The organism is Vibrio sp. V08_P9A1T1 (assembly GCF_963874405.1).
GTDB lineage: Bacteria > Pseudomonadota > Gammaproteobacteria > Enterobacterales > Vibrionaceae > Vibrio > Vibrio anguillarum.
On record NZ_CAWNIB010000006.1, the window covers coordinates 1 to 12,394 of the forward strand.

Here is a 12,394-nt window from a genome sequence, read left to right on the forward strand (position 1 = left end):
CGGATATAACGCTCACTAAATAGCCGCTAACGCCTCGGCTATCTGGATTTAGCTCACTTTTTTATGTAATAAAAATGAAAGGAACCTTTCATATCCGTGATATGATGCGGGAAATTTTCAATTCTCATTTTTCAACATGAAGTTTCCTGGACAGCGTAAATCTAAGCACTATTTTCCGACTCATGCTCGTGACCCTCTCGTCAATCAAATTCAACAAACGGCTATGCTCCACCGCCCAACAGTGGTCGGTGTTGGGCAAACCATTGTTGATATTGAAGCTCGTGTAGACAATGAGTTCTTAGAGAAACATCAATTGAGTAAAGGTCACTCACTGGTGCTCGAAGAGAGCAAAGCCGATGCGCTCTATGAAGAGCTAGTCGAACGAGGTTTAATTACTCACCAATACCCGGGAGATACGATTGGCAACACACTGCACAACTACTCTGTGTTGGCCGATAGCAAATCCGTTTTGCTCGGCGTGATGTCCAAAAATATTGAAGTCGGCTCATACAGCTATCGTTATTTGTGTAGAACCTCATCGCGCATGAACCTAAACCATCTTCAAACTGTCGATGGTCCTATCGGGCGTTGCTACACCCTAATTTCTGATGATGGAGAGCGCACCTTCGCCATTAATGAAGGGCATATGAATAAACTTCGCCCTGATAGTGTTCCTGAAGAAGTTTTTGAAAAAGCTTCCGCTTTAGTTGTTTCTTCCTACTTAATGCGTGGAAAGCCCGAAGATCCAATGCCACTTGCGGTCAAACGCGCTATTGAGATCGCTAAATCCAAGAACATTCCAGTGGTGTTAACCCTAGGCACTAAGTATGTAATTGAAGGTAATGCGAAGTGGTGGCAAGACTACATCAAAGAAAACATCACAGTCGTCGCCATGAATGAAGAAGAAGGTGAAGCGTTAACTGGTGAGAAAGATCCACTGCTTGCGGCTAACAAAGCACTCGAATGGGTAGATTTAATCCTCTGCACCGCGGGGCCCGTGGGTCTTTATATGGCTAGCTACACCGATGAAAGCGCAAAGCGCGAAACTGAATTACCTCTCCTACCGGGTAATATTGCTGAATTTAACAAGTACGAATTTAGCCGTGCGATGCGAAAACAAGACTGCCTCAACCCAATAAAAGTGTATTCACACATTGGCCCTTACTTGGGTGGCCCATTGGAAATCAAAAACACTAACGGAGCGGGAGACGGAGCGCTATCGGCTTTATTGCACGATATGGCCGCGAATAGTTATCATCAACGCAATGTTCCAAACTCTGCCAAACATGATGTGCCGTACCTCACTTACTCTTCGTTATCTCAGATCTGCAAATATGCAAACCGTGTCAGCTACGAAGTACTCACACAGCACTCTCCTCGTTTATCGCGAGCATTACCAGAACGTGAAGATAGCCTAGAAGAAGCGTATTGGGATCGTTAAATCGTATGACTTCTACATGAATAAAAGCGACAATTTGTCGCTTTTATTCTTTCCACAACGAATAAACCGCACGATGCGATCCTACGTTATTTAAGTCTCACCATTTCGTTTCAGAAATAACAACTTCCGTGAAATAAACTGATAACTTGTGCCTAATTGATGAATCAATAGTTTTATAATTGAGACATCTTAGTACAAGCGTTATAGTACTCTTTAAAGATGAGTCATAAAGGTTTTGGATCAAGACTCACAATTATCATCCATTGCTGCTTTCGCTTGAATTAGGATTAACATGACAATGTCATTTCCGCAGGAAGAGTATTCAATTTCAGACCTAGACAGTGCCGTTGCAAAGCAGCGTCTGGTTCATGTTCTCGATTTTTTTAGTCAAGGTCTGTTTTATATGAGCAGCGATGGAAACATGGTGCTCTATAATCCAACATTTTATGTACAATTTGGTGTAAACAGCGAAACTATTTCCTATGCTGATTGGCTGAGTTTGGTTCATCCTATGGATCGTGCACTGCTCAACAGCCGCGTCGACAAGCATATCAGCACCACTGAATCAAGGGAATCGATTCAATACCGAGTCAAAAAAGCAAATGGTCAATATATCTGGTTAGAGGGGAATGCGGTCACAAAAAGTGTGAACGGTGAACATTTTATGGTGGGTAGCCATAAAGATATCTCCGATCAAAAATTGATGGAAGATTACATTCATCAAGCTGCATTTTTTGACAGCTCATCAGGCCTCTATAATCGAAGTAAATTACTGCTCGATATTGATGAGAAAGCACTCAAAATTGGAGAGCCTTATTCACTTATCTACATCCAACTTGAAGATATTAAGTCTTATCTCAATCAATACGGCTCAGACATTGTTAAAGATTTACTGAATCACGTCGTCAGTGCACTGCGTGAACTGCCCGATGAATTTGCTGATTTTTACCGTATTCGCTCTGACGATTTTGCCATATTACTTAGAGGAGAACGCTCATACGATGAGCTCAAGCATATCTGCTCTCAAATAATGAAGCACTATTCGAAATCAGCCACGGAGCATGGGCACCTCTATGGTAATGATATTAGCATTGGTGTCTATCCTGAGATAAACCGTGCTATATCTGCCGATGAGTTGTTAAATATTGCATCACGAACTTGCCAATTTGCCAGTGCTAAAAATCATTCTCGTATCGAAATTTACAGTGGCCGAATTCAAAAAAACGTTGATCGTTATTTCTTCATCGAAAGAGGCTTAAAGGAAGCATTAGATCAACGTTCATTGTCCGTGAAATTCCAACCCATTATTCATGCACAATCAGGACAGGTATCCAGCTTTGAAGCCTTGGTCCGCTGGCGCTCAAAAGAGTTTGGTGAGATTTTCCCGGACGAATTTATTCCCGTTGCAGAAAAAAAGGGGCTGATTGTTGATTTAGGCTATTTTGTCTTCAAAAAAGCCTGTGAGTTTATTGGCCGTTACAATAAACAAAATGGGGTCAATATTCGGGTTAATATTAATGTTTCAGTCCTTCAACTTCTGAAAAGTGACTTCCCACAACAGATACTAACAATGGCTAAGACTTCCGGTGTATTGCCCTCTTCTATTGTGTTAGAACTGACGGAAACTGTCATACTCGATGGCGATAAAAATGCGATTAACCAGCTTCACTCCTTAAATGAAATGGGGTTTCAACTGTCGCTGGATGATTTTGGAGCTGGTTTTAGCTCACTCAATAGCTTCTTTGATTTGCCCCTCAATCAAATTAAAATAGACAAAAGCATTGTATGGAAAACACTGACTAACCCAGCATCAGAACAATATTTAGCCTTTCTCATCCAGTTTTGTCACACCAATGGCGTCGACATTGTTATTGAGGGGGTTGAAAATGGCGACATGTACCAAAAATTTAAAGAGATGGGGGCAACTTATTTACAAGGCTATTGGTTTTCAAAACCACTATCTTTAGCCAGTGCAAGCCGCTATACATTAAATGCTGTTAATGAATAAGCACAAAAAATAGCTTAGCTAAATTAAGCACTTACACCTAAAATTTGAAGAAGCAGAGCGGAAAGGAAATAGTAAACCCTGTGAGCCCGACTGCGACTTCAAATCGCTCAAAGAGCGTTGTCATTCTTTTTCTAGCACTAAGCGAGCATTGTGAGCTTGTATGGGCCGATTGTTATTTCCCATCACACTATGTAGTGTTGCACTTTGTTGCTGTGACAAACTTTTCGGCTGCTTGACCACCAACCATCTCACGCCTTCACTGCAAGGCGGCGTTGTGAGTGACCCATTAAAACGGTAATACTCATCTAGCTTAGGTAACAGTGACTGTACTGCTAACCCTTTTGCTAACGGCACATTCGCCCCAACTTTAGGCAACTCCGCAATAAGCTGAGCTAATGGTTCGTTCTGTGCACCCGTTTCAAACATCACCGCCAAAACTGCCAGATTGCCAGCCGCATCAGCATGCACAAAATGCGCTTCTAAAGGATATTGATGTCCTTTAATTAAGTTTTCAGAAGGGGTATGGAAGTGAAATTGTTTGAGTTCAAATTCTGTACCATCCACTACCAGTGTATTTTTTCCTGAAACTGAGGCTTGCAGCGTGTGTCCATTGTTGGTCAATGCACTCACAACGCCTGAATAATGGATATCCAAAGATTTTAAATCAGCTTCAACGAGACCATTGATATCAATTGGGCTTTGATTTTTGCCCATTTCACAAATTTTAGAAACATGTCCCCAATGTTCAGGGCCACGTTCACCTTCATATCCCCATTCATTTGCTTGCGCCACATAGGTAAAGCAAACGCTAATTGCTAGGGTCAACAGTTGTTTTTTCATTATCGTTCCTTGAGACAGCTTGTTATCTAAAATGTAACATTCAGGTTAATATCACGCGCACATGGTAATACATTCTTCATACCGCATCCGTGGTGAAAAATAACATTACATTGACGTGACTAGTCATTCATTTCAGTTCGCGCTCACCCTTTCCATGGCTAGCGCCGAACAATGTTTTGGCAAAACTGTTCGATATGTTTTCGGGTGGTATTGGGGTTCATTAAAACCGCTTTTTCTCCCGGAATATGTAAACAATGTCCAGTGTCATCATAATGAGTGCGCGCAATCGAATCGACCCAATTGGTGTTGAGATGCTGGCCTTTATGAGATAAGAACTGATGACGATGGTAGAGCGTATTCTCTACTATCGAATCAACCATAGAACCCTGACGTGCGACGTTCATTTCTTGATCAAACATCGATTCAGCACACGTCACTTTCTGTGGGTCATAGAGACGAAAAGTAACACTTGGCCCTTGGTTTTCTACTGCTGCCACCTTGCAGTGTGGTAGAGCGGCTAATTGGCAGCGTAAATAATTAGCATTTTGCAATGTATGACCAATCACGGTTTGGTAGCCTTCGATACCTAAATGTTGCAGTGCTGAATAGGCAGAAAAAACACCCACGGCACTGCGTGAACATTCAATGGTCGATTGCAAATGGCTCTCTTCTCTTTGAGCATGTTCAAAGTAGGAGTAATAACCGGGATCTGTTTTTAATACCGCGAGATCGTGTTTGTTTTTGAGCATCACCAAGCTGGAAGTATAAGGGACATAACCCCATTTTTGAAAATCGACCGTAAATGAATCCGCTAATTGTAAACTTTTAATCCTCGGCAATAAGGATTCAATACCCGTCAGTGTTGCCCGATTAAGCGATAAAGGGTTGCGTTCAAAATCATACTCTTGAAAAAACAACATACTCCACCCAACAGCAGCATCAACATGAATATGTGGTTTTATCGAAATCGCATATTCTTGGCATCTTCTTTCTCTTATCGCATAAACCTGTTCAATATCATCAGTTGCGAAGGTATCGGTACTGCCAAATGTCAGCATTATGCTAGGAACAGCAATGCCATTTTTAAAACAGAAAATCAATTGTTGGTCTAATTCAGCCAAATCCATTTCATTGTTATCTTTAACTTTGATCCGAATCGCTTTACCTTGAACATCAACCCCCAACAACGACAAATTTGTCATGTTTGAATAGTGACCTGCTTCTGAATTGAATATCCTGTAATCTTCGCCCGCCAAACCATTCAGAGCTGACTTTGGCAACGCTTTTCGAATACCTAATAGATAGCCGTACAAATTACAAAATGTACCTCCTTGTGTGAATACTCCAGTCGCTTGATCACTATCATAACCAGCTAAATGCGCGATTTGCCGCACGACTAATTTTTCCAGTTCAATGGCATCTCCCGCATATTCGCTATAAACCAAGTTAGGGTTGGCAATAGTCGCAAGTAGCGCACCGTGAATGGCCGGATCACAAGGTGTCGAGATCACATTTTCCACTGAGCGAGGGTCATCCCAGTTTTTTGAACGTTTGGCGGCATAAAGCGCTAAGTCGTTAAAAGGGTGAATGGCGTGGCTCGAGTGTCGAGGAATGGTGTTTGAATGCCGTAATTGTTGCTGCAATGCAGTATTTACCACGGTTGGCGCATCAATTTTTCGCTCTTCAAGCCAACGGGCGATCTCGTGAATACGATACAAAGGCCAACGATTGGGATCGCGAGCAAAAAAATGCGCTTTCACTGTCTGGAAAATTTGCTCAAACGCAGGGTTCAGTTGGTTGGCGTGCTCATCTAGCCACACGCTATAATACGCTGTTTTCATGATGCTCTCTCCGTGCTTAATCCCAAATAAAACGCCGCGTTAGCGGCGTTTTATTACTTTAATTTAAAGTTGGAGACCAAGCGGTCAAGCTCATGGTTTGAGTAAGAGAGTGACTCTGTAGCACTGACGGTTTGTCTGCCACTCACCACCAATGATTCAACGATGTCTCTTATCGCTAGCATATTGCGACTGAGCTCTTCTGCCACTGTACTTTGCTGTTCGGTCGCAGCTGCGATCTGCGTACTCAAATCATCAATTTCGGAAACGGAAGTGCTCATGATGTTTAAACTGCCAGAAACTTCGGACGTTTTATCTGCTGTGGTTTGACATTGGTTTTTAGTTTTGTCCATTGCGGCTACAACGCTATCCGTCCCTTCAAGTAGCTTGGCCAGCATATCTGATATTTCAGTAGTGCTGTTTTGCGTTCTCGCCGCTAAAGCACGAACTTCATCTGCAACCACCGCAAACCCACGGCCTTGCTCACCCGCACGCGCCGCTTCGATCGCCGCATTCAACGCAAGCAAGTTCGTTTGCTCTGAAATAGCGCCAATCACGGTCAATACTTCGCTGATCTTGATCGCATCTTTGTTCATATTGGCAATGCGCTCAGACATCTGTTCAACATCACTCACCAATGAGCTGACCGTTTCAACCGCATTATTCACAATAATAATCGATTGTTTGGCCTCTTTGCTCGCCGAGTCAGTAATGTGATTCGATTGCGTGACGCTCTCTGCCACAGTACGTGCACTTTCACTCATTTCAGTAATGGCCGTCACCACTTGCTCTGTTTCAGATGAGTGCGAAAGCAGCATCCGCTCATTTTCCTTTGCCGTTTGACCTAACTGCTCAATATTAGAGGAGATGTTTTGACTGGCATCAGATATTTGCAACATCATTTTTTGTAGATTTTCTGAGAATAAATTGAAGCCTTGGCTTATCTGCGCTAAGTCATCATCACCATTCACCTCCAAGCGGCGTGTCAAATCACCAGAGCCTTTCGAAAGATCAAGTACCGCTTTTTTCAGGCGTAGCAAAGGCTTGTAGATATAATTAAGAATGACGAAGATTGCCGCGACGCTGATAATGAGCAAAATCACCCCAGTGTAAATAGCGCTACTTTGCGCTTCATACACATTAGCTAACGCCGTACCTTTGTCGACGAACACCATCATGGTCCAGTACATATTATCGGTTAGGTTAACGCGCTTGAAATAACCATCAAACTCAATGCCTAAATAAGGAAATGACAAATGACCAGCATCTTGCTGGCTAAAAAGTTTCTCCATTTCGAGGAAATTAGGGCTGACTTGCGAGGGCGTTCGTCCAATATCACTAGGATCATCACTAGCAAAAAAGACAGCATGCTTGTCGGTTAGTGTCGCTGCACCGCCGGCAAAGCGCATATTACTGACTTGGACAATAACCTCATCCAGTTGGATATCTCCCAGCAAAACACCAATGAAACGGCTTTGTTGGTAGACAGGCATAACTACACTAATAACCTGTTTACCGGTGATTTTATCTTCATAAATTTCAGTTACCTGAGCAGTTCGAGAGGTTTTTGCTTGCTGATACCAATCCCTACTGGTGAAATTTTGTTGACCTGTAACAACTCCGTTGTCTTTGTCAAACGACATATAGGCACGGCCATCGTCATACGCCATAATGACATTTGAAATTTGTGCACTCTCAGCTAACAATCGGACTAAGTTGACATTCTCTTGATCAGAAAGAGCAGATCGGAAATGTTGTGAACCTTTAACTACGGCTTGATAACGTGTTTTCACCCAAGATTCGAGTTCAGAAACGTGATAGTTGAGCTTGTTTTGAGTTTCTGTGGTTAAAGAGGTAATCATCTTCTCTTTTAACGACAGCATGTTGATGGTGCCCAAAACAATTAAAGAAATCGCAACGAGCAGTGCTACGCTCACATATATTCTGCTTTTAAAACCTAAAGTCATAGATTCACCCTCACCGTGTAACAGCTAGAAAGATTAAGGTGAAACTTGATCATATTATTAATATGAATGGTAGACCAATGAGACACCTAGCCAACCTAATAAAATTGGTACACGGCGAACACTTATGCAAGTTATGTCATTAATATTTATTATTGAGTGCGCAAAGTGAATTTTACATTGAAAGACAAGATGATGATTTTTAATGGAAATACGTTGAGATGATGGTTAAGAAAAACGCGCAGTGGTGATGCTGCGCGCTGACTTATTTTTTATGACGCCACATTTGGCTTAGAAGCCCAAACGTAAAGCAGCTCTAGAGCAATTGTCGCACCAGCCAAAGCCGTTAGCTCACTTTGATCGTACGGAGGAGAAACTTCAACAACATCCATTCCCACCAAATTAATACCGGCCAATGCACGAATGATTTTCAGCACTTTATCGGAATTCAATCCACCACATACTGGCGTACCCGTTCCAGGAGCAAAAGCGGGATCTAAGCAGTCAATATCAAACGTCAGGTATACGGGTTTATCACCAATAGTTTGACGAATATTAGCGACGATCTCTTCCACTGACATATCATTCGCTTGCATCGCATTGATGACATTAAAGCCGTGGCCTTCCTGCTTGTATTCGGTACGAATACCCACTTGCACAGAATGCTTGGCTGAGATTAACCCTTCCTTCGGCGCATGATAGAACATAGTGCCGTGATCATAAGCGCTGCCATTGGCATAGGTGTCTGTATGAGCATCAAAGTGAATCAATGCCATTTCGCCATAATATTTGGCATAAGCGCGCAATATAGGCAGCGTGATAAAGTGGTCACCACCTAAAGCAAGCATGGTTTTGCCACTTTTTAGAATTTCGCTAGTCGCCGCTTCTAAGCGATAAGTGAAATCTTCAGCGTCACCACAATCAAACACCAAATCGCCCGCGTCGATCACTTTGGTATCTTGGAACAAGTTAAAGTTCCAAGGAAACTTTTTACCTTCCCATGCAAGGTTCACTGAAGCGCGACGAATCGCATCTGGACCCATTCTCGCCCCCGGGCGACCTGATGTAGCCATATCCAAAGGTACGCCCAGTACCACGACATCGGCATCTGCACTTACTGGGTCTTTAACATAAGGACGACGTACAAACGTCATCGCATTGGAATACAGGGAATAATCAGTTTTAGTAAACAAATCATTCATTTAGAAATCCTCTAGATAGGTATAACCGCTCAAGCCTTGCTCAAGCTCTTGCAATACATTTTCTTGTTCTTCAACCGCCACACGCTGGCTAACTAATTCGCGGTAGTTTTTACGGATGGCATCCACATCAATATGAACATAGCGCATCATATCTTCAACCGTGTCTCCTTCGTTGATCGATACGATTTCAGTTTCGCCATTCTCTGCCATGTTCACCACCACGCTGTGTGTGTCGCCAAATAGGTTATGCATATCACCTAAGATCTCTTGATAGGCCCCTACAAGGAAGAATCCCATCAAATACGGTTCATCGGCATTCCATGCTGGCACTGGCAGCGTTGTTTCAATACCTTGCCCCTCGACGTACTGCTCGATTGCACCATCAGAATCACAGGTGATATCCAGCATCACGGCGCGGCGATCTTCCACTTTTTCAAGGCCAGACAATGGCAACACAGGGAAAACTTGGTCGATTCCCCACGCATCTGGCAATGATTGAAACAGTGAAAAGTTAACAAAAAACTTATCCGCCAAACGCTCATTCAGTTCATCCAAAATAGGACGATGGAAGCGGTTTTTGGTACTCATTTGCAGTGTCAATTCGTGATAAATGCGCAGCGATAGCTGTTCAGCCCAAGCACGGTGCTGAAGGTTAATAACGCCAGTCGAAAACTGGTTGTGCGCTTCCGACAGATCGCTTTGCGTATCGTTGTAAATTTCAATCAGTGCACGCGCATCAGAGCCTTCACTTAAGCTTTGCCAGTTACGCCACATGTTTTGTAGCAATACCGGAGCTTCTTCACCGACTTCTGGAATCTCTTCTGGGTAATACGCTTCTGTACCAATAACATTAGTGATAAGTACGGCGTGGTGCGCGGTAATCGAGCGGCCTGATTCAGAAATAATGACTGGCCTTGGCTGACTATATAACTGGCACACATCGCTCACCGTGCTTACGATATTGCGTGCATATTCAGCTAAACCATAGTTCATCGAGTTGGATGATTGACTGCGTGTACCATCGTAGTCCACCGCTAAACCGCCACCCACATCGAAGAAGTCAATCTCCGCACCAATATCACGCAGCTCGCAGTAAAAACGCGCCGCTTCGTTCACGCCATTACGCACATCACGAATATTCGCCATTTGCGAACCTAAGTGGAAATGCACCAGTTGCAACGCTTCTAATTGCTGCTCTTTTTTAAGGCGTTCGATAACGGTCAACACTTGAGATGCAGAGAGCCCAAACTTCGATTTTTCACCACCACTCGCCTGCCATTTCCCCGCGCCTTGAGAAGCTAAACGAATACGGAGCCCTAAACGTGGTTTCACGCCTAGGCTTTTCGCTTCTTTCAGCACGAGATCCAGCTCAGACAATTTTTCCAAAACGATGAATACTTTATGGCCAAGCTTTTCACCAATCAGGGCCAGACGAATGTACTCTCTGTCTTTGTAGCCGTTACATACAATCACTGAACTTGCTTGTTGGGCTAAAGCCAATACCGCCAATAATTCTGGCTTACTGCCCGCTTCCAATCCAAGCTGTTTAGTCTCTAGCTGCGCTTGGCTGGCTAAAATCTCATCCACCACTTCTTTTTGTTGGTTCACTTTGATTGGGTAGACCAACAGGTAGTTGTTTGGATATTGGTATTCTTCAATCGCCTGATTAAAGGCGTCACAAATGTTATGTACGCGTTGATGCAGGATCTGCGGAAAACGTACAAGCACAGGCAAATTTAAATCACGCGCTTCAAGCTGCTTTACGATCGAACTCAAGGGGGTTTGGTGCGCCTTATCATGGCGCGGCGAAACATAAACTTCGCCTTGATTGTCAATACCGAAGAAGCCTTGGCTCCAATAATGAACATTGTAGTCAGCGCGAACGCGATCTAATTTGGATGGTTGTTCCACATCTAATCTCACAAAAACAGAGAGTAAAAAGTGAATCAGAAAGTCTGATATCACGACTTGACGCCTGTAACGTCAGGCGCATTAACGGTTAAAAGCGTATGTGTGTCTAATGATAATAATTTGTCGTTAAGATTACGTTTGATTATCACCAGTTCGCTATAAAAAGTGGATGAAATTTAATACAAAATCAAATGTTGCTACTGATCAGCTCGTCAAACTTCTTATTGCCGTGTAGCCCTTCTAAATCAGCTTCTTCTGCAATTAAATCTCGCAATGAAGCGCTAATTTCCGTGGCTCTTTGTAAATCCTCAATCGCTTGTTCTTCGGCTCCGATACGCGCATACGCACATGCTCGTTGGTACAAGGCTGGCGCATTAGCATCATCTAACTCTAGCACGCGATTACATAGACTCAGTGCCCAGTAGTATTCTCGAATTTCCATCGCAGCATCTGCTTTGTATGTCAACGCTTCCAAATCTCCGGGACGGATTTTTAAAATTTCGTCATACACTTCAATACGCTGCTCTGGTGTTTGGACACTTTGCGCTCTCAACCATAAGTTATGGATTTCATTAATAATTTCAATTTCACGGTTGTTTTCGGTAATGATGCGTGTTTTGCGCTTAAGATCTCGCTCCAAGGCGAGGAATTTTTTCTCATATTCCTGCGCAATTTGATTTAGCCGTTTATCGGCCAGTTCACGCGTGTTGTGCTTCACTTCTTTAAGTGACTGCCAACCAATTAATGCAACTAATGAGGCAACACCAGCGATGACATAGAAAAAATAGGTCACCGTCACATTCGAGTAATTCAGTGACTTGTCTGCAACGGACAGTTCTCTGTCGGTAATTTGAATCGTGAGTCGCCGTTCAAGATCTTGTTGATCTTGTCTTAACGCTTTCAGCTCATCCAATATGTAGCGCTCAACCAAAGGACGATCCAATATTGGCGATTCAGAATAAGGCTCTTCCTGTGCCAGTGTTGGGAAAGACGTTAGCACTATCAGGAACAAGAATAGTGGCAATAATTGCCGCACAATCGGTTGCTCATTTATTTTTCTCACTCTCTACCTCTTTCATCAGACACGTTGTCGATTTATTCGTCGCCATTTTCAAATCTGCACACCGATGGACCCAAATTTCTCTGGCCTGTCATCCACATATAACCATTTTAACTCAAACTATTTTTTG

Annotated in this window: 8 protein-coding genes; 2 read left to right on the forward strand and 6 right to left on the reverse strand. The window is 43.1% G+C overall.

The window, feature by feature from the left end; all coding sequences use genetic code 11:
- Positions 1-136: 136 nt before the first annotated feature.
- Together AACT21_RS00320 and AACT21_RS00325 are read left to right on the forward strand one after the other, a co-directional pair.
- Positions 137-1,441, forward strand: a complete 1,305-nt coding sequence (locus AACT21_RS00320) for an inosine/guanosine kinase (protein ID WP_094164392.1) — start codon at positions 137-139, stop codon at positions 1,439-1,441.
- Between the two features lie 292 nt (positions 1,442-1,733).
- On the forward strand, positions 1,734-3,449 hold the full coding sequence (locus AACT21_RS00325) for a putative bifunctional diguanylate cyclase/phosphodiesterase (protein ID WP_094127136.1): 1,716 nt from the start codon (positions 1,734-1,736) through the stop codon (positions 3,447-3,449).
- Positions 3,450-3,569: 120 nt separating this feature from the next.
- On the opposite strand, the gene AACT21_RS00330 is transcribed toward AACT21_RS00325, so the two are convergent.
- The 6 genes from AACT21_RS00330 to AACT21_RS00355 form a co-directional block, all read right to left on the reverse strand.
- Positions 3,570-4,289 (reverse strand): carbonic anhydrase, encoded by a 720-nt coding sequence (locus tag AACT21_RS00330; protein ID WP_094164393.1) that lies wholly within the window; start codon positions 4,287-4,289, stop codon positions 3,570-3,572.
- A gap of 158 nt (positions 4,290-4,447) precedes the next feature.
- Positions 4,448-6,130 (reverse strand): pyridoxal phosphate-dependent decarboxylase family protein, encoded by a 1,683-nt coding sequence (locus AACT21_RS00335; RefSeq protein WP_094164394.1) that lies wholly within the window; start codon positions 6,128-6,130, stop codon positions 4,448-4,450.
- Positions 6,131-6,183: 53 nt separating this feature from the next.
- Positions 6,184-8,094 (reverse strand): methyl-accepting chemotaxis protein, encoded by a 1,911-nt coding sequence (locus AACT21_RS00340; RefSeq protein WP_017043354.1) that lies wholly within the window; start codon positions 8,092-8,094, stop codon positions 6,184-6,186.
- A 269-nt stretch (positions 8,095-8,363) separates the two neighbouring features.
- Positions 8,364-9,293: an agmatinase gene (speB, locus tag AACT21_RS00345; protein ID WP_013867969.1), complete on the reverse strand. Its 930-nt coding sequence runs from the start codon at positions 9,291-9,293 to the stop codon at positions 8,364-8,366.
- On the reverse strand, positions 9,294-11,204 hold the full coding sequence (speA, locus tag AACT21_RS00350; RefSeq protein WP_026027469.1) for an arginine decarboxylase: 1,911 nt from the start codon (positions 11,202-11,204) through the stop codon (positions 9,294-9,296). It abuts the gene before it with no gap.
- Positions 11,205-11,391: 187 nt separating this feature from the next.
- On the reverse strand, positions 11,392-12,216 hold the full coding sequence (locus tag AACT21_RS00355) for a tetratricopeptide repeat protein (RefSeq protein ID WP_235800204.1): 825 nt from the start codon (positions 12,214-12,216) through the stop codon (positions 11,392-11,394).
- Between the last annotated feature and the right edge of the window lie 178 nt (positions 12,217-12,394).

Coding starts and splice junctions, on each gene's coding strand:
- AACT21_RS00320 (WP_094164392.1), top strand. CDS start 137: ATGAAGTTTCCTGGACAGCGTAAATCTAAGCACTATTTTCCGACTCAT.
- AACT21_RS00325 (WP_094127136.1), top strand. CDS start 1,734: ATGACAATGTCATTTCCGCAGGAAGAGTATTCAATTTCAGACCTAGAC.
- AACT21_RS00330 (WP_094164393.1), bottom strand. CDS start 4,289: ATGAAAAAACAACTGTTGACCCTAGCAATTAGCGTTTGCTTTACCTAT.
- AACT21_RS00335 (WP_094164394.1), bottom strand. CDS start 6,130: ATGAAAACAGCGTATTATAGCGTGTGGCTAGATGAGCACGCCAACCAA.
- AACT21_RS00340 (WP_017043354.1), bottom strand. CDS start 8,094: ATGACTTTAGGTTTTAAAAGCAGAATATATGTGAGCGTAGCACTGCTC.
- speB (WP_013867969.1), bottom strand. CDS start 9,293: ATGAATGATTTGTTTACTAAAACTGATTATTCCCTGTATTCCAATGCG.